Genomic DNA, 25,692 nt, shown 5'->3' with positions numbered 1-25,692 from the left:
TAATTATGGCAAACGATGGAGTTATGGAACTTGCTACTGAAAATATTAGGGGCAAAAATCGCAAAATAGTATTTCCAGAAGGCAATGACTCAAGAGTATTAAGAGCAGCTATTAGACATCAAAATGATGGTCTTATAGTACCAATACTTTTAGGAGATAAAGAAGAAATTCAAAAAGTAGCAGAAGAAGAAGGGGTAAAATTAGGAGATATTCAAATAATAAACCCTAGAGAAAGCGAACTACTTGATGAATTAGTAGATAAATACGTTGAACTTAGGAAAGGCAAAAACACCAGAGAAGATGGTGAATATATATTAAAGAAAGATAACAATTACTTTGGTACAATGCTAGTTCAAACTGGAAAAGCAGATGGAATGGTTTCAGGAGCATCAAATCCAACTGGAGATACTGTAAGACCAGCCCTACAACTTATCAAAACAAGAAAAGGTGTAAATAGAGTATCCGGTGTTATGATTATGCTTGGACCTAATGGAGAAAAATTATTATTTGCAGATACAGCAATAAATATTACTCTTCAATCAAACGAACTTGCAGAAGTTGCAGTAGAAGCAGCAAAAACAGCAGAAGAATTTGGAATTGAACCAATAGTTGCTATGCTATCATTTTCAACAAAAGGATCTGCAAAACACGAACTTGCAAGAAAAGTAGAAGAAGCTACAAAACTTGCAAAAGAAATGGATCCAAATCTTAAAGTTGATGGAGAAATGCAATTTGATGCAGCAATTTCACCACAAGTTGCAAGAAAGAAAATTCCTAATTCAGATGTAGCAGGAAAAGCAAAAGTATTCATTTTCCCAGACCTACAAGCTGCAAATATTGGATATAAAATTGGACAAAGACTTGGTGGATACGAAGCTTTAGGACCAATACTTCAAGGATTAAACAAACCAGTTAACGACCTTTCAAGAGGATGTAACGAAGAAGACGTATATAAATTAACAATACTAACAGCAAATCAAGTTAGAGATTAATAAAAATTTCAAAAGAGACAGTCGCTAGATTGCCTCTTTTGTTATACAAAAAATTAATATATAAAATATAAAAATAATAAAACAAAAAGGGGTGATGATAATATTTAGAGAAGAAATAAAACAAAATGCCAAAGCTGTTGTTCCTATAGCAGTTTTAGTTTTAATTTTAAATTTATTTAGACCAGTAGAAAACAAAATTATTATAAAATTTTTAATAGGATGTATTGGAATAATTTTTGGTCTTTCTATTTTTCTTACTGGAGTTAATCTATCAATTTCAAAAATTGGAACATATATGGGAGATTTTATTGCAAAATCTGAAAAAATAATTAAAGTTATTATTTTTGGAATTTTTATAGGATTTATAATTTCAATTGCAGAACCAGATCTTTTAATTTTAGCAAATCAAGTAAGAAGTGCTATCGGGCTTTCTTCCTTATTAATAGTAGCTATAATTTCGATTGGGGTTGGCTTTATGATTTCTCTTGGTCTTTTTAGGATATTTAAAGAAATAAAACTTTCAACACTTATGTTTATAATTTATGGTGTGATTTTTATTTTAATGTTTATAGTAAATGATTTGGGTCACGCTATAGCTTTTGATGCATCGGGAGCAACTACGGGTGCAATGACAACTCCATTTATTATTGCTCTAGGTCTTGGAGTAAGTAAATTAAAGGGAGAAAAAAAGGGAGAAGAAAATTCATTTGGCCTTGTAGGAATCGCATCAACGGGACCAATTCTTGCGGGACTTTTGATGACTATGTCTATAAATTCAAAAAATATTTTGCTAGAAGAACAAGCTCATCAACTAGCTTTGATTTCAGGATTTAAATCGGCAAGTTTTGCAATTTTGCCAATAACTTTGGTGTTTTTTATAATGGACAAGCTAGTTTTTAAAATTAAAAATAAAAAATCAATAAATCTTGGTTTGATTTACACTTACCTAGGACTGATTATATTTTTGGCAAGTGTAGAAGGTGGATTTATGGAACTTGCAAGATTTATGGGAGAGAATTACTCTGATTTTAGATTTGTACCTATCATTGGATTTATTTTGGGACTTTTGGTAGTTTTGGCAGAGCCTGCTGTCTTTGTTTTGGCAGAACAAGTCGAAGAAGTTACAGGAGGTTCAATCCATAAATCTTCAATAATGAAAGCTCTTTCTGTTGGAGTTGCTTTTGCAGTTATGCTTGCTATGCTTAGAATAAAAATAGAAGGCTTTAAATTATGGATGATAATTGTTCCAGGATTTTTAATAGCTCTAATTTTATCAAGAAATGTTTCCCAACTTTTTGTAGGAATTGCTTTTGATTCGGGAGGAGTTGCGTCAGGGCCAATGACTGCGACTTTTATATTAGGTTTTTGTCAAGGAGTTGCAGGAAATATTGAAGGTGGATTTGGAGTGATTGCCTTTGTAGCTTTAATGCCAGTGATTACAATTATGATAATGGGATCTTTTTATAAGGAGGCCATAGAAGGATAATGAAATATTTAAGAATAATAACACCAAGATCAAAAGGGTCAAAAATTATGAACCAATTAAAAGAAAAAGGTGCTAAGTCAATATCTTGCCTTTTGGCAGAAGGATCTGCCAATGCACATATTCTTGAAGTTTTAGAAATTGATAAGGAAAAAAAAGAAATAGTTTCAGCACTTGTAAACGATGATTTGGTAAATGATTTATTAGACCAAATAAAAGATAAATTTGATAAGAAAAACACATCTATAATGTTTACGACACCAGTAGATTACAAAGGAGAAATAGATATGGAATATGAAGCTTTGTATGTAATAGTTAATAAGGAAAATGCAGATAAAGTTATAGAAATATCCCAAAAAGAAGGAGCAAAAGGCGCAACTGTTGTTCATGGCAGAGGATCTGGAATTCAAAAAAAATCTGTGTTTTTAAATATGACTATAGAGCCTGAAAAAGATATTGTCATAATGCTTATAAAAAAGGAAATTTCAGAGAAAGTAAAATCAGCAATTTATGATGCAATGAATTTGGATGAAAATTCGAAGGGGATTTTATTTTCACTTCCTGTCACAGATGTGCGCGGGCTTGTTGAGCAAAATTAAGACGGTATAATTTAAAGAGAAAAAATGGAGGATATTATGAAAGAAATAAATACAAGTGAATTTGATACACACGTTTTAGAAAACGAAGGAATAGTTTTAGTAGATTTTTCAGCAACTTGGTGCGGACCTTGCAAAATGCAAAAACCAGTTCTTGAAGAAATGGAAGGCGAAGTTGATTTTGAAATATATTCAGTAGACGTAGATGAAAATCCAGACCTTGCAGGAAGATATAATGTAAATGCAGTTCCATCAATGATGTTATTTAAAGGTGGAGTTTTAAAAAATACTCTAGTAGGTTTTCAAGCTAAAGAAGTAATACTTGAAGAAATAGAAAAACTTAAATAATGGATTATGATTTAATAATAATAGGATTTGGGCCTGCAGGAATTTCTGCAGGTCTAAATGCTAGTATAAGAGGAAAAAAAGTTCTAATTATTGGGAAAAAATCAAAAGCCTTGGAAAAAAGTCCCTCAATAAAAAATTATTTGGGATTTAGTGATATAAAAGGCTTGGACTTATACAATAATTTTAGAGACCATATAAAAAATTATCCTGTTAAGATATTGGATAGGAAAATAAAGGCAGTTTATGCCATGGGAGAATATTTTTCAATAGATTTGGGCGAAAAAATGCTCACATCAAAAGCTTGCATAATTGCAACAGGAATTGATATGGGAAAAAGCATTGAAGGAGAAGATGAATTTTTTGCCAAAGGAATTTCTTATTGTGCAACTTGTGATGCCAGCCTATATAAAGGAAAAAAAGTAGTCTTGGTTGGCTATAATGAAGAAGCTATTGAAGAAGCAAATTTTATAAATAAAATGGCAAGCCAAACAATTTTTGTAAATCCTAATAAAAAACCTATAGAACTTGACGATGGAATTAAAATTATAAACAAAAAGCCAAAAAAATTTCTAGGAGCTTTGAAGGCCGAAAGTCTTATATTAGAAGATGGGGAAGAATTGAAGGCTGATGGATTTTTTGTAATAAAAAATTCTTCAAAGCCAAAAAGTCTTGTTCCATCAGTGAAGATTGAAAATAGCCATATAAAAGTAGACTTAGATATGAAAACAAACATAAAAGGTCTATTTGCCTGTGGAGATATAGTTGGCACACCTTATCAAATAAATAAGGCGGTAGGTCAAGGACAAATTGCTGGATTAAATGCGGCAAGTTATATAAGTAAAAATAAATAAAATGTTTCACGTGAAACAATTAATGTCATGCAATGAAGTGTGGCATTATTTTTTTGTTTAAATTTATTTTTAAAAAATTCATTTATAATTTATTTTTTTATGCTTGGAGATTTTTTAATTTCAAAAAAATTTATCATAATTTTAGCTCTAATAATATAAAAATTGTAAAAAACATAATTAATACATAATTAAAATTAATTATCAAAAATATTCTTTCTTTTTACTTGAAAAATGTCGTATTATATGTAGAATAATATTTAAGTAGATTATTCTATTCTAGATTACAGTCTATAAATTGTAAGGAGGTTTATATGACAAGAACACACATAGAATTTTTTGAATTTAATAACTCTATATTTTCAATGATTAGGGAAATATCACATAAGATAGATTTGCTTTTACAAGAAACAGCTCAAGAAATGGGCGTTACAACTCTTCAACTTAAAATGATTATGACTCTATCAGCATCTGATGAATCAGTTTCTATTGGAAATCTTGGTAAATCAATTGGAGTAAATGGTGGAAATATTTCTAATATTTGCAAGAAATTGGAAAAACAAGGATTTGTTGATAGAAATAGATCTGATGAAGATGAAAGAGTTGTTAATGTAAAATTAACACAAAAGGGTTTTGATGCTGCTGAAAAGGTAAGCAAATATTTTGATAAAATTAGACCTAAAGATGACGAAAAAAGTATAAATTCTAATTTAAAAACAATAATTAATGAATTAGATTCACTAGATAATTTATTAGACGATTACATTGTTAGGAGTGGTTTATAGATGCCATCATTTAAAAAAGGCAAAAGGCCTCTAGTCTATTATTGGATTATTGCCATTGTGGCATTTTTGGTTATTCAACAAATTTTGCAACCAATTAGGGCTGAGGGAAAACCAAAAGAGATAACTTATTCTCAATTTGTATCAATGATTGATAATGGACAAGTTAGAGAAGTTACAAAAGATGATTATAATTACACTTTCACAGCGGTAGTTGATGGAGATAAGCAAAAATTCATCACAGGCTTGTGGCCTGATACTGACCTTACTGAAAGGCTTCTTGAGGCTAGCAAAAAACACAAAAACTTGACCTTTACCAAGGAAGTTGAAACAAAGATGAGCCCATGGCTTACCTTGTTTGTTACAAGTATTTTGCCATTGTTGTTTTTACTTTTTATATTTTATATGGCAAATAGGTCTTTATCAAAGACTATGGGAGGCCGTGGCGGCGGAGACTTTATGAATTTTGGTAAATCAAACGCCAAAATTTATATGGAAAACAAAACTGGCAAGACCTTTGCAGATGTAGCAGGTCAAGAAGAAGCGAAAGATAGCTTAAATGAAGTAGTAGATTTCTTGCATGGACCACAAAAATACAAGGAAATCGGTGCGGTTTTACCAAAAGGAGTACTTCTTGTAGGCCCTCCAGGAACTGGTAAGACTCTTCTTGCAAAAGCTGTTGCAGGAGAGGCAAATGTTCCATTTTTCTCAATTTCAGGTTCTGAATTTGTAGAAATGTTTGTAGGAATGGGTGCTAGCAAGGTTCGTGATCTTTTCAAACAAGCAAAAGAAAAAGCGCCTTGTATAGTATTTATCGACGAGATAGATGCCATTGGTAAAAAACGTGATGTTTCAGGATATTCAGGAAATGACGAACGTGAGCAAACACTTAACCAATTGCTAAACGAAATGGACGGATTTGATGCTACTGAGGGAGTAGTTTTATTATCTGCAACCAACAGACCAGAAATTCTAGACCCAGCTCTAACAAGACCAGGACGTTTTGATAGAAGGGTTCAAGTAGAATTACCAGATTTAAAAGGTCGTGAAGATATATTAAAAGTTCATGCAAAAAAAATTAAGCGTGAAGATGAAATTGATTATGAAGAAATAGCAAAAAGAACTGCAGGAACAAGCGGTGCTGACCTTGCAAATATTGTAAACGAAGGAGCTTTGAGAGCTGTTAGAGAAGGACGTAAAAAACTAACTCAAACAGACCTTGAAGAATCAATCGAAACAGTTATAGCTGGTGCTCAAAAGAAAAATGCAGTTATTTCAGACGATCAAAAGAAAATTATCGCTTACCACGAAGTAGGACATGCTCTTGTTGCAGCAATTCAAACACAAAAAACCCCAGTAACCAAAATTACAATTGTACCAAGAACTGGTGGAGCTTTGGGTTATACAATGACTGTCGACAAAGATGAGAAATTTATAATGACAAAACAAGAGCTATTTGATGAAATAGTAACCTTGGCAGGTGGAAGAAGTGCAGAAGAATTAATATTTAATGCAAAAACCACTGGAGCAAGCAACGATATAGAAAAAGCCACAGCCATAGCAAGAAATATGGTAACAATTTATGGTATGGATGATGACTTTGACTTTATGCAACTTGAACAAATCCAAGGAAGATACCTTGGCGGTCAAAGATCAATGATAGTTTCAAATGGAACTGGAGATAAGATTGACCAAAAAGTAGGAAAAATTATTGCCCAAGCTCACATGAGAGCTATAGAAATTTTAAAAGATAATTTAGAAAAACTTCATGAAATTTCAGATTTTCTTTTAAAAGAAGAAACAATTACAGGCGAGCAATTTATGGAAATATTAAATAAAAAACCTGTAGAAAATAAAGAAAATCCTAAACAAGAACCTTCAAATGAAAATAAATTAGAAGAAAAAGCAATCGAAGATGAAATAAAAACATCAGATGACAAAAAAGAAAATTCTAGCGAAATTTCAAATGAAGATTTGAAAAAGGAATTGGAAGAAACTTTGAATGAAAATGAAGAAAAATCTTCAGATAAAGATTTAGATGATACAATAGCCCTAGGCTCAAGTGAACAATCAAATCAAGAAGATGAATAATAAAAAGAGCCTTAGTGGCTCTTTTTGTTTTAAGGGAAAAAGATTAAAAATAGAAAATAAAAATTAACTTCAAATTAAATGTTTTGGGGTTTTGAGGTTTATATGGAATATATAATTAGAATTGAAGATAAAAAAGATAGTTTTACTCAGACAGATAAAAATATTGCATCTTATATATTAAACAACAAGGACTTGATAATAAAACAATCGAGCATTGACCTTGCAAAAAATACAAAATCATCTCAGGCTGCTGTTACAAGATTTGTAAAAAAAATCGGCTATAATTCCTTTGTGGATATGAAAATATCAATTGCAAAAGCCTTTGAAGAAGAAAGTGATTTTATAGAAGATGAAATAAAAAAATCTGACAAAACAAAGGATATAATAAGTAAGTCTAAGGCAAATATACAAAAAACAATAGAAAAAACTTATGCATTAATTGATGAAGAAAAAATTGAAAAGGCGTGCCAAATTTTAAATAAGGCTAAAAAAATTTATCTTTCAGGAGTGGCAGGTTCTGGACTTATATGCGAAGATTTTTATTATAAATTATTAAGGGCAGGGGCAGATGTGTATTATGAGAAAGACGCCCATACAAATCTTTCAAGAATTTCTCATATAGGAAAAAATGATCTTTTAATTGCAATAACTTATGGGGCAAAAACAAAAGAAGTATTGGAATCATTTAATTATGCGAAAATTAAGGGAGCTTCTCTTATAAGTATAAGCAAAAATGAAAATTCAAAACTTGCAAAAGATTCTGACGTTTTTATAAAAATTCCATCAAGTGAAAAAGAAATTAGGTATGGAGCGATTGCGTCGAGATTTTCATCTTTAATCATAACGGATATTTTATATTTTTCTTATATAGGATTAAATTATGATTATGTAGTGGATAATTTAAAAGTTACCAAAGAATTTACAGACAAACTTAAAATTTAATTTTAAAAATATAAAGAAACACTTGAAATTATATTTCAAGTGTTTTATAATGTAAATGTGAAAAGCTTTTCTATGAGAAAAAGGAAGTATTTATGTTAGGTTTTAGTTTATATCTTAATCAAAATAAAGAAGAAATTATAAAAAAGCTAGAAGAATTTAAAAATTATGATTTTTTGTTTACATCTATGCACTATCCTCTAAAAGACGAGAATATGGATAAATTATTGTGGCTTTTGAATATGTTAAAAAATTCAAAAACGAAAGTTTGTGTAGATTTAAATGGAGAAGTTTTGAAAAAATTTCCTAAACTTTTAGATTTAAACATAATAATAAGGCTAGATTTTGGATTTAATAATGAACTAATAGCTAAATTATCTAAAAAAAATAAATTGGCTATAAATGCATCGACCATAGATTATAATAATCTAATGGATTTGAAAGAAAAAAATTCAAATTTTTCAAATATTAGTGCTTGGCATAATTATTATCCTCTTTCATATTCAGGACTTGGAAGTGATGAATTTATTAATAAAAATCAAATGTTAAAAGCATTTGGCGTTGATATTTTTGCTTTTTTTCAAGGAGATAATGATTTTAGGGGACCAATGTTTGAAAGTCTTCCAACTTTGGAAGAAGATAGGTGGGAAAATCCTTATTATTCTTATTTGAAACTTAAAAGAAAGTATAAAATAAAAAATCTCTTGTTATCTGAAGGAATCTCACAAAAAAATAAAAAATATATAGAAGATTATGAGAAAAATAAGCTAATAAATTTAGATGTTTTTTTGGAAGATGATTATAAAGATTTGAAAAAAATTGAAGTTAGAGAGGATATAAGCGATTATTTGATAAGAAATAAAAGGTCCTATAAATTTATTGAAAAAATCGATGATAGAGAAATAAAAAAGGGCGATTTAGTAATTTTAAATAAAAATGCCAAAAGATATTCTGGAGAGCTTGAAATAATTAGAAAAGATATAGGAGAAGATAAGATGAGAAATATTATTGGACATGTAGATAAGTCTCATCTTGGAATATTAGATTTGATAGGAGGAAGTGATAGACTTGTCATCAACAGAATCAAGAAATAACAAGAGCAAGGGCTTGGACACCAAGTCAACTCTAGAAATTTTAAAAATAATTAATAATGAAGATATGACAATAGCTAAAAAAGTTGGCGAAAAAATCCCAGATATTGAAAAACTAACAGATGCTATTGTAGATGTGTTTAAAAAGGGCGGTCATTTATATTATATTGGCGCAGGAACTAGCGGAAGACTTGGAGTTTTGGATGCGTCTGAAGCATTTCCAACTTTTTCCGTAGATAAAAATATGATAAAAGGAATTATTGCAGGAGGAGATAAGGCACTAAGAAATCCAATTGAAAACGCAGAAGATGATGAAAATTTGGCAAAAAAAGATTTGATAGACCATGGATTTACAAAAGATGATTTGCTTGTAGGAATAGCAAGCAGTGGAAGAACACCTTATGTTATTGGAGCATTAAAATATGCAAAAAAACTTGGGGCAAAAACAGGTTCGATAACTTGCAACATAGGTTCTGAAATTTCAAAATTTGCAGATTATCCAATAGAAATAGACACAGGAAGCGAAGTTTTGACAGGTTCTACTAGAATGAAAGCAGGGACTGCAACAAAAATGGTTTTGAATATGATTTCAACAACTTCAATGGTAAGAATCGGAAAAGTTTACGATAATCTTATGGTTGATCTTAGGGTATCAAATGAGAAATTAAAAAATAGGGCTTTGAAAATGATTGAAGATATTTGCAATATTGATAAAAGTTATGCAGAAAAATTACTAGATGATGCAGATGGCAGGGTAAAATGTGCAATTTTAATGGAAAAAAAATCAATTAGCAAAAAAGAAGCGCTTGAATTGTTGGAAGAAAACGAAGGATTTTTAAGAAAGGGAATACAATGAAACAAGATAACAAAAAAATCGCCACAGACCTTATAGAAAATTTTGGTGGAAAAGATAATATAACAGAAGTTATAAATTGTATGACAAGAGTAAGGGTAAAAGTTGTAGATGAAAGCAAGGTAAACTTCAAAGAAATTGAAAAAATTGATGGAGTTTTGGGAGTTTTAAAAGGAGAACAAATTCAAATAGTAACAGGCCCTGGCAAAAGTGAAAAAATAGCAAAAGAAATGTCAAATATGGCAAATGCAAAATTTTCTGAAGAAATAAAAAGCGATATAGAAAAAAGAACTAGAGAAAATAAAGCAAAAGTAAAAGAAAAACAAAATAAATCAAAATTTAAATCATTTTCAGCAACAATAGCATCAATTTTCGTTCCATTAATACCAGCTTTTGTAGGAGCAGGACTTATAGGTGGAATAGCCTCAGTTATGCAAAATATGATAACAGCAGGTTCACTTTCACAAGAAAATTTTGGAGCAGTACTTCAAGTTTTAAATATAATAAAAACTGGACTTTATGGATATTTGAATATATTTATAGGAATAAATGCAGCAAGAGTCTTTAAAGGAAACGAAGGCTTGGGTGGAGTAATTGGAGGTATGGTATATCTTTCAGCAATGAATCCAGACGAGCCATTAAAAAATATGTTTTTAGATTCAGCCCTACTACCAGGACAAGGTGGAGTAATTGGAGTAATTCTTGCAGTATTTATACTTGTAAAAATTGAAAATGCCCTTCACAATGTAATTCCAGATTCACTAGATATAATTATTGTTCCAACAATATCCTTATTAGTTACAGGAATTTTGACAATATTTATAATAATGCCAATAGCAGGATTAATATCAAACGGACTTATAGGAATAATTAACTCTGTAATAGAATTGGGTGGAGCGATTGCAGGATTTATTCTTGGTGCAGTATTTTTACCAATGGTAATGCTAGGACTACATCAAATTTTAACACCAATCCACATTGCGATGATTGAACAACAAGGCGCAACATATTTATTGCCAATTCTTGCCATGGCAGGAGCAGGACAAGTAGGAGCTGCAATAGCAATACTTGTAAAATGTAGAAAAAATAAAAGATTAACAGAAATAGCAAAAGGTGGATTGCCAGTAGGAATTTTAGGAATTGGAGAACCATTAATATATGCCCTAACTCTACCAATGGGAAAAGCATTTATAACAGCGTGTCTTGGTGGAGGAGTAGGAGGAGCAATAATTGGTGCAATAGGATCAATAGGAGCAACAGCAGTAGGTCCAAGTGGACTAGCCCTAATTCCACTAATTTATAATGGAAAAGCCCTAGGATATATATTTGGACTTATCGGTGGATATGTTGGAGGATTTATACTAACATATTTATTTGGAATAGATAAAAAATATATAGACGGAGAAGACATAGTAGATAGTATAGATTTTAAATTTTAATTAAATAAAAAATAATCTTGCCTTAGGGCAGGATTTTTTTTGCAAAAATTTCTTTGAAATAAAAATTATTTTAAAGAAAAAATTAATAAATTTTAAAAACATACAAAAAAATGGACTTTTACCTTTTGATTTTTGGTAAAAATCCTTTATGTAAATAGTCTCAATTAAGAGACTATACAAAAACAATTTCTCTTAGTGTCAACGATAATTGTCTTGCCTTTTCATTGTACTCAATTGTTAAAAAAAATCAAAACTTATTTTCTTATCCTTGATTCTTTAAATTTAGAATAATATAGTGTTATTATAAAATATAAAATTAAAGGAGTTAATATGAAAAAAAACAATGGCAAAAGATGGATAGCTGTGGCTATTGCTCTACTTTTGTTTGTAGCATCTTCTATCGTATCAAATAGGAGCGATAAAATATCTGAAAAACAGGCAGATAAATTGAAAAATGAATATTTAAATCAATTTAATCCTTTTTCAGCTACTGCAAATAAAAATATTGTAGAAGATGGGGATAAGAAAAATAAAATTGCTCTTATTTCTTATGAGGGAGCAATCGGAGATGGAGAAGTTTATGATTCTTTTATGGAACAACTTGATGATATATACAAGGATGATTCTGTTAAGGGTGTAATTATGCAAGTAAATTCTCCAGGTGGAGCTGTTTATAATTCTGAACAAATTGCAAATAAGATAAAAGAAATTCAAACTGACAAAAAAATCCCTGTATTTACAGTTATGAAGACAATGGCTGCAAGTGGTGGATATTATATTTCTGCCCCAACTGATAAAATTTATGCTTCAAATGAAACCTTAACGGGTTCTATTGGTGTAATTATGTCATCAAGATCTTTCCAAGGTTTGTTTGAAAAATATGGAATTAAAGAACAAAATATTACAACAGGCAAGATGAAAGATGCAGGATCTCTTGGAAAAGATATGACAGATGAGCAAAAAAAATATTTCCAAGACCTTATAAATTCGTCATTTGATAGGTTTATAAAAATTGTTTCTCAAGGTAGATCTATGAAAGAAGATCAAGTAAAAAAACTTGCAGACGGCAGGGTTTATGATGGAGCTCAAGCTAAAAATAATGGTCTTGTAGATAAAATTGGAAATCTTGATGATGCAATTGAAGATATGAAAAAAGATTATAAATTAAATAATCCAGAAGTTTTTGAATATGAAGGAAGTGATTATTCATTAAAAAAATTATTTTCAAAAGCTCAAAATTTAGTAGAAAAAAATTCTTCATCTGATCTTAGTGTTTTGAAAGAATTAATGGAAAAAGAATCTCCACTACCAATGTATTATTATGGGAAATAGGTGAAATTATGGAAAATATGGAAACAATAGAAAATAATTCTTTGAATGTACAAAAGACAATATCCATACCTCAATTTGCCTATGCTGGTTTTTTCCTAAGACTTGTGGCTTTTACAATAGACTCTATAGTTGCCTATTCTTTTTCAAATATTATTATGAAAATTTTTCAAATAAAAACGGATTTAACAATTATGAATATAGAAATAAATCCTTTGATTGAAACAGGAATTTGTTTGTTATATTTTTTCATCTTAACTTATTTGAACAACGGCCAAACTTTAGGAAAAATGGCAATGGGAATTAGGGTTATTTCTTTAAACGACGAAAAACTTAGTTTTTTTGATTGTTTGGTAAGAGAAGTTTTCGCAAGATATATTCAAAATTTTATAAAAATTTTGTACCTAATTATAGGATTTACCCCAAACAAACAATCTTTGGCAGATATGTTGGTTGATACGGTTGTTATAAAAGATGATGTGGTAGATTATCTTTTTGAAAATTAAAAAAATGGTTTAAAATAGCTTAGTCTATTTTAAACCATATTTTTTCGAAAATTTTAACATTAATAAGAATTCAAAAGAACATTTTAGATGCAAAAACTGTAATGATTATGGTATTTGTAGAGGATTAATATATTGCAATAATTACAAATGTAGTACAAACAATGCTTATGATTTTAATTACTATATTAAAGAATATGTTAAAAAGTTAGAAAGGGTAATTCTAAATTTTTTTAGATATGTGATATTATGAGAAAATATTTATTAGAAAATAAAAAAATTTAATTATTTATATTATTATTTGTTTTTTTGCGGCAATTTTAAGTGCGGGTACTGCTTTTTTATATCAAAAATTAACTTTTTTTGCTGTATCTAAGGAATTTAAAAAGCTTATTTTTTTGGGGTTTATAGCAATTCCATATTTAACTATTGAAGCTATGTTTGATTATTTTCCTAGAAAATTTAAATCTAAAATTATTAATAATATAATTAAAAAACTTAGGGAGGATTTGATTATAAAAATTGATAGGGAAGATATATCATATCTTAATTTAGATTACAAAAAAGATTTTAAAAACAAGATGATTAATGATCTTGAAGCTATAAATAATTATTTTAATGGCATTTTATCTTCATTATTGTATATATTTATGTTTTTTATATCTCTTTTATCAGCTATTTATATACAAGGAACTTTAACTTTTATAATGCTATTATTTTCATTTATACCATTTTTATCACCTTTTATTTCTAGAAAAATTTTATCCAATAAAAAAGAAGAAGAACTTGATTCTAAGAGTGCTTATCTTGAAAATTTTGATGAATTTTCAGAAAATATTTTATTTATAAAAATATCCAAGCTAGGCTCATATTTTAATAATAAACTAGGCGAATTAGCAGAGATTTTGAAAGATAAATCTATTATTTTCGAATCATCATTGGCAAAAACATTTGCCATAAGTTATGGTTTGGGAAATATATTATATTCAGGGACTTGGATAGTCGGCGGATTTTTTGTATATAAAAATTTGATAGATTTACCATCGCTAATTGCTATGACAACACTTATGGTAACAATAGCAGGTCCTATTCAGTCAATTGCAGATTCATATAGTGGAATTATTTCATCTAAAAAAATTTTTGATAAATATTTAGAATATTTAGAAGAAACTAATATAGATAAAGGAACTATAGAGATAGGAAAAATTGATAAGTTAAGATTTGATAATATTGATCTGAAATTTGCGAATAATTACATAATAAAAAATATAAATTTGGAAATCAAATCTGGTAATAAATGTCTTATATTAGGAGATAGTGGAAGTGGAAAATCTAGTTTTCTAAATTTAATTTTAGGAATTTTTGCAAATGAGAATAAGAAAATATTTATAAATGGATATGCCCTATCTCAATTGAATAAAAAATCTTATTATGAAAATATATATTTCATCCCTCAAGATACAATTATTTTTACTGGATCAATAATAGATAATATAACTTTGTTTGATGAGGACAAAAATTATGATAGATGCTTAAAAATTTTAGATATGGTAGGTCTAAACTATTTAATAAAAAACAGAAATCTCAATTACAAAATAGATAAAACAACTCTTTCGGGAGGAGAAAAAAAGAGGATAGATCTTGCTAGAGCTATTTATTCAGATAAATCTATGATTATTATTGATGAAGTAACATCAGGTCTTGATACATATAATGAAAATTTAGTAGCTCAAATAATTAAAGAGATAGAAAATAAAATAATTATTTGCGTAAGCCATTCGACAAATCCTAATTTGTTAAATTCATTTAATAGAAAATTAAAAATAAAAATAAAAAATATATCAATTTTAAAAAATAATCCCTATAAGATTTTATATTAAATCTATAGGGATTGTTTTTTAAAAAATTATAAGTACTTTATACTTTTTAAAATTCCTATCTTGTGATATGATTGTTAGGTAGAAATTTCGGAATTACCACTATATATAGTGGATTAAATATAAAAATAACAATATTTAGGGGTGGATATGGAAGTTAAAAAAAGAGATGGTCAAGTTGTTGACTTTGAAAGGGAAAAGATTAATCGTGCAATCTTTAAATCTTTTAGGTCTGTTGATTCTGTTATTAGCGATGAAAATTTGGATAGAATTTCTCTTAATATAGAAAAAACAATCAAGGAAAGATACCCAAAAGACCATGTAGTTACTGTTGAAGAAATTCAAGATTTGGTTGAGCTTGAGCTTATTGAAAATAATTACTATAAGGAAGTTAAATCCTACATTCTTTATAGGGCAAAACACAATATGGACAGGAAGGTCCTAACCGATTTTGAATCTTTTATTGATGATGAATATACTCTTTCTATAATCAAAGATATTAATGATGAGTATGACAACCAAAGATATCCAATCGAGTCTTTGTATTTAAAATTTGAATCTTTTACCAAGAAAAATATGACCAAGGAAGCCTTGCTAAATGCCCTTATAAAGGCTGCAAGTGAGCTTACCAGCAAGGAAGCTCCGGATTGGGAATTTATTGCTGCAAGGTTTATGATTCATTTGATTAATTTAAAAATTAGCCTTAGCGAAGAAAAATATGGAATTGTTGATTTTAGGTCAAAAGTTCAATACCTAACTTCAGCTGGTCTTTATGGAAAATATATTTTAGAATCCTACACAAATAAGGATTTGGAGGAATTGGGAGCTTATCTAAAAGAAGATAGGAATAAATTATTTACCTATTCTGGTTTGGACTTGGTTGCAAAAAGATATTTGATTAAAACATTTGAAGGTGAATATATTGAAAGCGTCCAAGAAATGTTTATGGGAATTTCCATGCACCTTGCCATTGGAGAAAAAGACCAAGTTTCTTTTGCCAAAAAATTATATGATATTTTATCCCAATTAAAGGCAACCATGGCAACTCCAACCATGACCAATGCGAGAAAGCCATTTAACCAACTTTCTTCATGTTTTATAGACACAGTTCCTGATACCTTGAAGGGAATCTACCGTTCAATTACAAACTTCGCCCAAGTTTCAAAACACGGTGGTGGAATGGGTCTTTATTTTGGAAAAGTTAGGGCCCAAGGTTCTGATATTAGGGGAATAAAAAATGTAGCAGGTGGAGTTATAAGGTGGATAAAACTTGCCAATGACACAGCAGTAGCCGTTGACCAATTAGGTGTAAGACAAGGGGCTGTGGCTTGTTATTTGGATATTTGGCATAAGGATGTACCAGAATTTTTATCTCTAAGAACAAATAATGGTGATGACAGGATGAAGGCCCATGATATTTTCCCAGCAGTATGTGTGCCAGATTTATTCTGGAAAGAATGTAGGGACAATATTGGTGGAGATTGGTATATGTTTGATCCTCACGAAGTTTTGGTAAAATATGGCAAATCAATCGAAGATACCTACGGGGAAGAATTTGAAGAATTTTACCATAAACTTGTAAATGACAAGGAAATTTCAAAAAGAGTAATTGCCATAAAAGATTTGATTAGGCTTTTGATAAAATCATGGACAGAAACAGGAACACCTTTTGTATTTAATAGAGATGCAGTAAACAGAGCGAATCCAAACAAGCACAAGGGAATTATATATTCCTCAAATCTTTGTACTGAAATTGCCCAAAATATGAGCCCATCAGAGACGGTCAGCGAAGAGATAAAAACTGTTGATGGAGAAACTGTAATTGTAAATACAACCAAGCCTGGAGATTTTGTAGAATGTAATCTTGCAAGTCTAACTCTTGGAAATATTGATGTAAACGACAAAGAAGAATTAGAAGAAGTTGTTTCTACAATCGTTAGAGCTTTGGATAATGTAATAGATTTAAATTATTACCCAACTCCTTATGCAAAAGTAACCAATAAAAAATACAGGGCAATCGGACTTGGAACAAGTGGTTACCATCATATGTTGGTAAAAAATGATATAAAATGGTCAGAAGAAGATGCTCATCTTGATTTTGTGGACAAGGTTTATGAAGATATAAACTATTTTGCAATCAAAGCATCAAATGAAATTGCAAAAGAAAAGGGATCATATTCTTGTTTTGATGGAAGTGATTGGGATAATGGAGATTATTTCAAACAAAGAGGATATGAAAGCGAAAGATGGGAAAATTTAAAGAAAGACGTTCACGAAAACGGACTTAGAAATGGATATTTATTGGCAGTAGCTCCAACAGGATCAACCTCAATAATTTCAGGAACATCAGCAGGAGTTGACCCAATAATGAACAAATATTTCCTAGAAGAAAAAAAGGGAGCAATAGTACCAAGAGTTGCTCCAGGACTAAATACAAAAACCTTCTGGCTATACGAAAATGCCTATAATATTGACCAAAATATTTCAATGAGAGCATGCGGAGTAAGACAAAGACACATCGACCAAGCCCAATCAGTAAATGTTTATATAACAACAGAATACACAATGAGACAAATTTTAAATATTTACCTAACAGCATGGGAAGCAGGAGTAAAATCCCTATATTATGTAAGAGGAAAATCACTTGAAGTAGAAGATTGTGATTCATGTGCGTCATAGATTTATTTTAAAAATTTAAATTAAAATAATTTTCTCATTATTACTTTCTTAGCTTGATGATTTATTACTGTTATAAAATCATTGAAAGAAGCGAAGCTTCTTACAAATTTAGCCCGCGCAGCGGTCGTTTGCAGGGGGGCAAAAAAGTGGGGGTTGTTAGGGGGAGGAAAAAGGGGGAGAATTCGAAACTCCCCCATTTCCTCCGCCCTAACTTAACGAAGTATTGTATTAATTTAAATAAAATATTTAGCAAAGAAAAAAATTTTAATAGTTTTTAAATATTTTATAATTATTTAAAAGTAAAAATATAAGTTCGATTTTGAAAATGGGGTATAAAATTAAAAATATTAGTTTATAAAAAATTATTTCCCATAAGATAATAATGTATAAAATATAAAAAATTAAAAAATCAGTAATTTAGAAAATACTAAATTACTGATTTTTAAAGCCTGAAATTTCGAATATTTTATTTATACTTATACTTTTAAATTCATCTTTGTATTTATTTTTGATTTTTGATATTGAATTTATTAGGTTTTGATATTCATTTTTTGGCAAAACTAACTTTAAAGATAAAATTAAATCGTGTAAATTTTTACCACTAAATTCTTCGTCAAAAAACTTTTCAAAAATAGCAGTTTGACAAGATTTATTTAAAGTAAAAGAATACATAACCTCATCATGAGCACAGATATTTCTGAAAAAATTACATATTTTAATAACTTCTATAAGCTCACTTTTGCTTATTTTTTCTTTGGAATTATAATTTTCTTTATATCTTTGTCCAAAATCTTTAGCAATGGTATTTTGAAGAGATTCATCTAGAGAATTATAAAAATGAGAAATATTTCCAAAGGTAAGAAAATTTACAAGAACCCATAGGGGAATATCTTCGTGTTTGTCGATGTAGTGTCTTATAGGTTTTTTAGCATTTGAATTTCTTGTTTGTTTTCTAATAGCGTTAGACAAAGTAGCAAGGTTATTTAGAACGTAAGAAAATTGATATTTAGAATTTGAATAATTTTCAACTTGTAAGTAAGGATATAATCCATCTTTATGTAGATTAGAAAAATTATAGGCGCAGGATGTTTTTAAAAGTTTTTCAAATTTTAAAAGTGAAGAAAATACAACTTGTTTTAATTCTCTATCCATTTCATGGAGGGAGTAGATTTCTTCAAGGCTAGCATTATCTTTGAATTTATCATTTTTTATTAAAAAAGGATCTTTGTAGCCATTAATCAAATTATAATAATTTATTTGTGAAAGTATGTCTTTGGCTTTACTTTTATCTTTAATTTCTAAATTTCTAGATTTTAAAATATCAATTTGTTCATCGTAGGTTTTAAATGGTTTCATAGTAAATTACCTCATAAAAAAACGCCCCGCCACGTATGGCAAGGCCTTGTTCCTTATCTATATTGTATCAGAAAGTTTATATATGTCAATAATTCGGTATATAGGATATAATATAGGTAAGAAAAATATATTATTATTTGATTTAGATGAATGGGTAAATATATTTAAAGGCTTATTTTTTATTTTAATAAAGGAGTAAATATGGAAAAAAAATATAAGGAAGAAGTTTCTAAAAGAGGAATTTTTAATGAGGATGGGGATATTGATCTTTCTAAAAGAAGAATAATAAATGGAAATACAACCAATCTTAATGATTTTAACAATGTAAAATACACATGGACAAGTGATTGGTATCGACAAGCTATGAATAATTTTTGGATTCCTGAAGAAATTAATTTAAACCAAGATATAAAAGATTATAGAAATTTATCTAAGGCTGAAAAAAAGGCTTATGATAGGATTTTGTCATTTTTGACCTATCTTGATTCAATTCAAACTGCAAATTTGCCAAATCTTCAAACCTATATAACAGCAAACGAGATAAATCTTTGCCTTGCTATTCAAACCTACCAAGAGGCAATCCACTCCCAATCTTATTCCTACATACTTGATACAATTTGCTCTCCTGATGAGAGAACTAGAATTTTGTATTTGTGGAAGGAAGATGACCACCTTTTAAAAAGAAATAAATTTATCGGCGACCAATACAATGAATTTATAAAAGACGATAGCGAATTTAATTTGATGAGAGTTTTGATTGCAAATTATATACTTGAAGGAATTTATTTCTATTCAGGCTTTTCATTTTTCTACAATCTTGGAAGAAATGGCAAAATGCCAGGAACTGTCCAAGAAATTAGATATATAAATAGAGATGAAAATACTCACTTGTGGCTTTTTAGGTCAATGATAAATGATTTGAAAGAAGAAAGACCAGACTTATTTACTGACGAATTAAAAGAATTCTACTTATCACTATTAAAAGAGGGAGTAGAACAAGAAATTGCCTGGGGAAAATATGCCATTGGAGATGAAATCCAAGGATTAAATTCACAAATGATTGAAGATTATATAAAATATTTGGGAAATCTAAGAGCAAAAGGACTTGGACTTGGAACAATTTATGAAGGATATGAAGATGAACCTCAATCAATGAAATGGGTTAGTGAATATTCAGATCCAAACCAAGTAAAAACAGATTTCTTTGAAGGAAAAGTTTCAGCTTATTCTAAATCTTCAGTTATTGAAGATGATTTATAAAATAAATTTTATAAACTGTTGTAGAATAGATATTTCTATTTTACAGCAGTTTTTTATTTGCAAAAAATCTAAGAAAATTAGACTTTTGCCTTATAAAAATTTTTTGTAAAAATAGAAGATATTTAAAAATAATCCAAAGTTTCAATTAATTTAAAGGAAATGGTGTTTGATTTGAAATCTTTGAAAATTTTTGATATAAATTTAATTTAAAATATTATACTTAGCCTTATTTAATTTATAGTAAAAATATTTTAAAGACTTGGATTTTGTTGTTTTTTTAGTTTTTTTAAAAATTTTTATATTTAACAAAAAAATAAATTGAAATATTGTGTTTTTTTCTACAATTTTGTATAATAGAACAGATAGTGATTATCACTATTAGAACTAACGGGTTTTTAAATAAAAAACTTGTAAGAATTTATAAATTTTTAGAAAGGGGGAAAAGTGAAAAAATAAAAATTGATATTGAAAAAATATAGCTAGATTATAAAGCGAATAAAGTAATCATATAAAGGTTTTAATTATAAAAATTTATAAGGATTTAGATTTGTATTTATTCGGCAAAATATTTGATTAGATAAAAATATTATGGAAAACTTTACTAAGAATATCAAATAAAAATTAGTTATTTTTAAAAATACTATAAAAATGAGAAAAGCAAAGTTATTTTTACCAATATCAAGACTTATAAACCGAATATTTTAGATAGAAATTAAAATTGATTTAAACATTTTGAAAAATATCTAAAAATTCATCCTTGCAAAATAGATTATTTAATTTATTTGCAATTTGGAGTTTATACTCCACAACTCAATAATTTTTAAGATTTTTATGTAAATGAAAATCAAAAAGGTTTAGGTTACCTTTAATAACCTAAATATATTTTGTAAAGAGGAAAGATGAAAAATACATTTTTAAAGAAAGTATTGACCTTTATTATTGTAGGATTAGCGTCTATGGCTATGATAAAATCGTCTATGTTTGTCTTAGAAAAAAATAAGCTTGCGGCTGAAAAAAAAGACAAAATAGTAAGCGATAGCGCTCGTCTTGCAACAGATTTAAAAGATGGTCAATACGAAGCAAGTTCTGAAGGTTATGGTGGTTTGTTGACTGTTAGAATAACTGTTAAAAATGGAAAATTAACAGACATCAAGATTTTATCCCATAATGAAACTGAGGAATATTTTAAAAAGGCTTCAGCGATAATAAAAGAAATTTTAAGAACAGGAAAAGTAGATGTAGATTCTGTTACAGGAGCAACCATATCATCAAATGCTATAAAGGATGCTGTTTTAAAAGCACTCCAAAAAGCTGGTTCGAAAGAAAAAATAAAAGAAAAAGCTAAAAAAGAAGATAAAAAACCAGTAGAAGGGTTAAAAGATGGAGAGTATTTTGGTAGCGCAAATGGATATGGTGGAAATTTAACCGTAAAAGTAATCATAAAAAATGGAAAAATAAGTGGAATAGAAGTTGTTTCACAAAATGAAACACCAGAATATTTTAATAGAGCTTATGCTGTAATAAATAAAATTTTAAGTAGTGGAAGTGTAAATGTAGATTCAGTAACAGGAGCTACAGTATCATCAAACGCTATAAAAATGGCAGTAGCTGATGCCCTTCACAAAGCTGGCTCTAAGGAAAATGCAAAAGTGCAAGCTGTAAATAAAGCATCAAGCAATAATAAAAGAGCAAATGCTAAAGGGACAGTAGCAATTGGAAATAAAGACCTTAAAGATGGAGTTTACACAGGCTCAGGTCAAGGATTTAATGGACCAATAAGAGTTAGAGTAACCATATCGAAAGGCTCAATAACAAACGTGGAAATACTTTCACACAGCGATGACAATCCATATTTTGGTCGAGCAAGAGCAGTTATATCAAAAATTTTAGGAAAAGCTGACAAAAGTGTTGATACAGTTTCTGGTGCAACATATTCAAGTAGAGGAATACTTGATGCAGTAAGAAATGCTCTATCAAAAGCGGGTGGAAGCAAAAATGTTGATAATAAAAATAAAAAACCATCAAATACAAATCAAGCAAAAAAACCAAATAAAAAACCAGAAAAACCAAGTAAAGATAATAAGATTTACAAACAATACAAAGATGGTGTATACGAAGGAGTAGCAGAAGGCTTTAATGGTCCAATAAAAGTAAAAGTAACCATAGCAAAAGGTTCAATAACAAAAGTAGAAATCCTTTCACACAAAGAAGATGATCCTTATTTTAGCAAATCAAAAGGAGTAATCTCAAAAATGCTTGGTAAGCCTGGCAAAAACGTGGATACAGTATCAGGAGCAACATTCTCAAGCAAAGGAATAATAGATGCTATAAATAATGCAGTATCAAAAGCTGGAATTGAAAATAGTCCATCAAAACCTGACAAAAAGCCAGACCAACAAAAGCCAGATAAAAAACCAGAAGAAGATAAGAAACCAGAAAAACCAAGCGAAGAAAAAATAGATGAAGCCCTTAAAAAATATTATAACGATCAACCATTAAAAGACGGCGAATATACAGGATGGGGCATTGGATATATTAATACAAGAAAAATCAGAACATATATAAAAGTCGAAAATGGAGAAATTTCTGAAATAAGAGTAGGAGAAAATTCAGAATACGGCGATGATATGGGACCATTTAGACAAAAAGCAGAAAAAGTTTTATCCTTTATAAAAGGAAAAGAAGCAAGACTAAATCTTGCAAAAATGGGATTATACAGAGAGTATTTTGAAACAATAAGAAAAAGTAGTAACCCAAAAGCAAAAGCATTAGAACTTTTTGGTGCAGAATATGCAAATAATCTTAACGGATATAGAAATGATAATTCAGAATCAGATTTAACACTAATTTCAAGAACAGTTAAAGCTTATATGTCCAAAAAATATAAGTCAAAAGAATTATTTGATAGCGTTACAGGTGCAACAGTTAGTGCTAGTGGAATATCATCAGCAGCAAGAGAGGCTACAAAAAAATCATCAAATGATTACATTACAAATTCAGATGTAAAAGAAATCACAATAACAGCTCCAAAAAATAAAAACATAGAAGTAAACAAAGGCGATGGAGTTGATTTTACAGAAATGAAAGTAAACTTAATCAAAAAAGATGGAAGTCAAAAAGAAGTAGAATGGAAAGATTTCAAAGAAAATGGAATTAGCATTACAGACGAAAACGGAAAAATAATAGAAAACGGAAGCGACTTAAAAAATTATGCTGACAAAAAAATTATAAAAGCAAAAGTAATGCACCAAAAATCACTATCCTATGATGACTTTAGAATTTTAATCGGAAAATATAGTAAAGATTATATAATCGGATTAGAATACAGCGCAGATGGAAATAAGTGGTACAAAGTCGATAAAGTTGAAATGGATTACGTAGATAAAAGAAATATTTCCGACCATCAAGTTATCGATGCACCAACATCATTTGAATTTGAAAAAGTAAAACTTAGAGCAGTATCAAAAAATGGTAATCGTTATGAGTACACAGGCGATAAATTGCCAGTAAATAGACAAGTAAAATATACATTGCTCAAAGAAGAAAATCCAAATACACCAAAGACAATATATGTAAACTTCCAATTATCAGGAGAAGAATCCGATAAAAATTTAGTAGAAGAAAAAGAAAAAGAAGAAAAGCCAAAACCACAAGAAGAAGAAATAGAAGTAGACCAAAAAGTAATAGATACAAGTCTAATGGAATCAAACGGTCAACAGTGGATAGAAGGCAAAGAAATAAGACCAGCAACAGTAACAAGTCTAGATAAAGACGCAGAAATATTAAAAGAAATAGACGGATTACCAAAAGGCTTAATCTTTGACGGAAAAACAATAACAGGAATCCCAGAACCAAGCAATGAAGGTTGGCCAGAAGACGGCAGTGGATTTAAAACAATAACACTAAAATTCAAAGCAAAGAAAAAAGGCAAACTCTTAGTAAGAAAAATCACATATTGGTTATACAGAGACAAAGATAGAGATGGCATATCCGATGACGAAGATAAAGATCATGGCGAAAAATTCAGCCCACAAAGAAGCTCAAGCAAACCAATAATAGTAGAAGGGAAAGCCCCAAGTCTAGAAGAATACAAAGAAAGATTTTCAAACATACCAAAAGACGGTTCAGTAGAAGTAAGCTTTAAAAACGAACCAGACTACAGCAAAGTAAGCGAAGTCCCACAAAGAGTGTACCTACAATTCAAAAGCAAAGGAACAAAAGAAGTAGGCGAAGCTTACGTGATGGTAATAGTGAAAAAAGCCGTTGAAAAAGAAGAAAAACCAAAACCACAAGAAGAAGAAATAGAAGTAGACCAAAAAGTAATAGACACAAGTCTAATGGAATCAAACGGTCAACAGTGGATAGAAGGCAAAGAAATAAGACCAGCAACAGTAACAAGTCTAGATAAAGACGCAGAAATATTAAAAGAAATAGACGGATTACCAAAAGGCTTAATCTTTGACGGAAAAACAATAACAGGAATCCCAGAACCAAGCAATGAAGGTTGGCCAGAAGACGGCAGTGGATTTAAAACAATAACACTAAAATTCAAAGCAAAGAAAAAAGGCAAACTCTTAGTAAGAAAAATCACATATTGGTTATACAGAGACAAAGATAGAGATGGCATATCCGATGACGAAGATAAAGATCACGGCGAAAAATTCACACCACAAAGAAGCTCAAGCAAACCAATAATAGTAGAAGGGAAAGCCCCAAGGCTAGAAGACTACAAAGAAAGATTTTCAAACATACCAAAAGACGGTTCAGTAGAAGTAAGCTTTAAAAACGAACCAGACTATAGCAAAGTAAGCGAAGCCCCACAAAGAGTGTACCTACAATTCAAAAGCAAAGGAACAAAAGAAGTAGGCGAAGCTTACGTGATGGTAATAGTGAAAAAAGCTGTTAAAAAAGAAAATAGTCAAGATAAATCTTCTAGCAAAAAGGCTATAAAGAAAAAGGAAAATTCTAAAAATAAAATAGAGGAGAAACCTTCTTTAAAACCTTCTGTAAATGAGAAAAAATATCCTGATAAAAATGAATCGAATAAAGATTCTGGTAATAAAGAGTTAGAAAAAACTGAAAAAGAAAATAGTGAAAGCGAAAAAGATTCTCTCAAAATTCAAAGCACAAAAAACTCTCAATTGCCCCCTTTAGAAAAAAATAAAGAGGAAATTATCATTGATGAAAGTAAAAATCCTACACAAAAGGAACAATAAGCTTATGAAA

General features: G+C 29.4%; 18 protein-coding genes. 17 read left to right on the top strand and 1 reads right to left on the bottom strand.

Features of this window, described 5'->3' with window-relative positions:
- Nucleotides 1–5: 5 nt before the first annotated feature.
- The 15 genes from pta (at nucleotide 6) to HGAG_RS08995 (ending at nucleotide 17,850) form a co-directional block, all read left to right on the top strand.
- On the top strand, nucleotides 6–992 hold the full coding sequence (gene pta / locus HGAG_RS09070) for a phosphate acetyltransferase (RefSeq protein ID WP_019118846.1): 987 nt from the start codon (nucleotides 6–8) through the stop codon (nucleotides 990–992).
- A 94-nt stretch (nucleotides 993–1,086) separates the two neighbouring features.
- Nucleotides 1,087–2,478: a DUF1538 domain-containing protein gene (locus HGAG_RS09065; RefSeq protein WP_019118845.1), complete on the top strand. Its 1,392-nt coding sequence runs from the start codon at nucleotides 1,087–1,089 to the stop codon at nucleotides 2,476–2,478.
- Complete coding sequence (locus HGAG_RS09060; protein WP_004839594.1) at nucleotides 2,478–3,074, top strand: P-II family nitrogen regulator; 597 nt, start codon at nucleotides 2,478–2,480, stop codon at nucleotides 3,072–3,074. Before HGAG_RS09065 ends, HGAG_RS09060 begins: the two co-directional genes overlap by 1 nt.
- A 24-nt stretch (nucleotides 3,075–3,098) precedes the next feature.
- Nucleotides 3,099–3,419: a thioredoxin family protein gene (locus tag HGAG_RS09055; protein WP_004839593.1), complete on the top strand. Its 321-nt coding sequence runs from the start codon at nucleotides 3,099–3,101 to the stop codon at nucleotides 3,417–3,419.
- Nucleotides 3,419–4,270, top strand: a complete 852-nt coding sequence (locus HGAG_RS09050) for an NAD(P)/FAD-dependent oxidoreductase (RefSeq protein ID WP_019118843.1) — start codon at nucleotides 3,419–3,421, stop codon at nucleotides 4,268–4,270. Before HGAG_RS09055 ends, HGAG_RS09050 begins: the two co-directional genes overlap by 1 nt.
- Nucleotides 4,271–4,581: 311 nt before the next feature.
- Nucleotides 4,582–5,052: a MarR family winged helix-turn-helix transcriptional regulator gene (locus HGAG_RS09045; protein ID WP_019118842.1), complete on the top strand. Its 471-nt coding sequence runs from the start codon at nucleotides 4,582–4,584 to the stop codon at nucleotides 5,050–5,052.
- Entirely contained in the window at nucleotides 5,053–7,140 is a 2,088-nt protein-coding gene (gene ftsH, locus HGAG_RS09040; protein ID WP_019118841.1) for an ATP-dependent zinc metalloprotease FtsH, read from the top strand. It abuts the gene before it with no gap.
- A 102-nt stretch (nucleotides 7,141–7,242) separates the two neighbouring features.
- Complete coding sequence (locus HGAG_RS09035; RefSeq protein ID WP_019118840.1) at nucleotides 7,243–8,082, top strand: MurR/RpiR family transcriptional regulator; 840 nt, start codon at nucleotides 7,243–7,245, stop codon at nucleotides 8,080–8,082.
- 92 nt (nucleotides 8,083–8,174) lie between these two features.
- Complete coding sequence (locus HGAG_RS09030) at nucleotides 8,175–9,173, top strand: MupG family TIM beta-alpha barrel fold protein (RefSeq protein WP_019118839.1); 999 nt, start codon at nucleotides 8,175–8,177, stop codon at nucleotides 9,171–9,173.
- Nucleotides 9,139–10,026, top strand: a complete 888-nt coding sequence (gene murQ / locus HGAG_RS09025; RefSeq protein ID WP_026074089.1) for an N-acetylmuramic acid 6-phosphate etherase — start codon at nucleotides 9,139–9,141, stop codon at nucleotides 10,024–10,026. Before HGAG_RS09030 ends, murQ begins: the two co-directional genes overlap by 35 nt.
- Complete coding sequence (locus HGAG_RS09020; protein ID WP_019118837.1) at nucleotides 10,023–11,462, top strand: PTS transporter subunit EIIC; 1,440 nt, start codon at nucleotides 10,023–10,025, stop codon at nucleotides 11,460–11,462. Before murQ ends, HGAG_RS09020 begins: the two co-directional genes overlap by 4 nt.
- 330 nt (nucleotides 11,463–11,792) lie before the next feature.
- Nucleotides 11,793–12,794: a signal peptide peptidase SppA gene (gene sppA / locus HGAG_RS09010; protein ID WP_019118835.1), complete on the top strand. Its 1,002-nt coding sequence runs from the start codon at nucleotides 11,793–11,795 to the stop codon at nucleotides 12,792–12,794.
- 8 nt (nucleotides 12,795–12,802) lie between these two features.
- Complete coding sequence (locus HGAG_RS09005) at nucleotides 12,803–13,297, top strand: RDD family protein (protein WP_019118834.1); 495 nt, start codon at nucleotides 12,803–12,805, stop codon at nucleotides 13,295–13,297.
- Nucleotides 13,298–13,578: 281 nt separating this feature from the next.
- Nucleotides 13,579–15,174, top strand: coding sequence for an ATP-binding cassette domain-containing protein (locus tag HGAG_RS09000; protein ID WP_341871716.1), 1,596 nt, complete (start codon nucleotides 13,579–13,581; stop codon nucleotides 15,172–15,174).
- Nucleotides 15,175–15,321: 147 nt separating this feature from the next.
- Nucleotides 15,322–17,850: a ribonucleoside-diphosphate reductase subunit alpha gene (locus HGAG_RS08995; protein WP_019118832.1), complete on the top strand. Its 2,529-nt coding sequence runs from the start codon at nucleotides 15,322–15,324 to the stop codon at nucleotides 17,848–17,850.
- Between the two features lie 432 nt (nucleotides 17,851–18,282).
- On the opposite strand, the gene HGAG_RS08990 is transcribed toward HGAG_RS08995, so the two are convergent.
- Nucleotides 18,283–19,206, bottom strand: a complete 924-nt coding sequence (locus HGAG_RS08990) for an Abi family protein (RefSeq protein ID WP_019118831.1) — start codon at nucleotides 19,204–19,206, stop codon at nucleotides 18,283–18,285.
- Between the two features lie 201 nt (nucleotides 19,207–19,407).
- On the opposite strand from HGAG_RS08990, the gene HGAG_RS08985 reads away from it, so the two are divergent.
- Entirely contained in the window at nucleotides 19,408–20,466 is a 1,059-nt protein-coding gene (locus HGAG_RS08985) for a ribonucleotide-diphosphate reductase subunit beta (protein ID WP_019118830.1), read from the top strand.
- Between the two features lie 899 nt (nucleotides 20,467–21,365).
- A complete protein-coding gene (locus tag HGAG_RS08980; protein ID WP_019118829.1) occupies nucleotides 21,366–25,682 on the top strand; it encodes an FMN-binding protein in 4,317 nt (1,438 codons plus the stop codon).
- Nucleotides 25,683–25,692 lie beyond the last annotated feature (10 nt).

Source organism: Anaerococcus obesiensis ph10, assembly GCF_000311745.1.
In the GTDB taxonomy this organism is placed as follows: domain Bacteria; phylum Bacillota; class Clostridia; order Tissierellales; family Peptoniphilaceae; genus Anaerococcus; species Anaerococcus vaginalis.
This window is presented reverse-complemented; position numbering and strand designations above follow the sequence as displayed.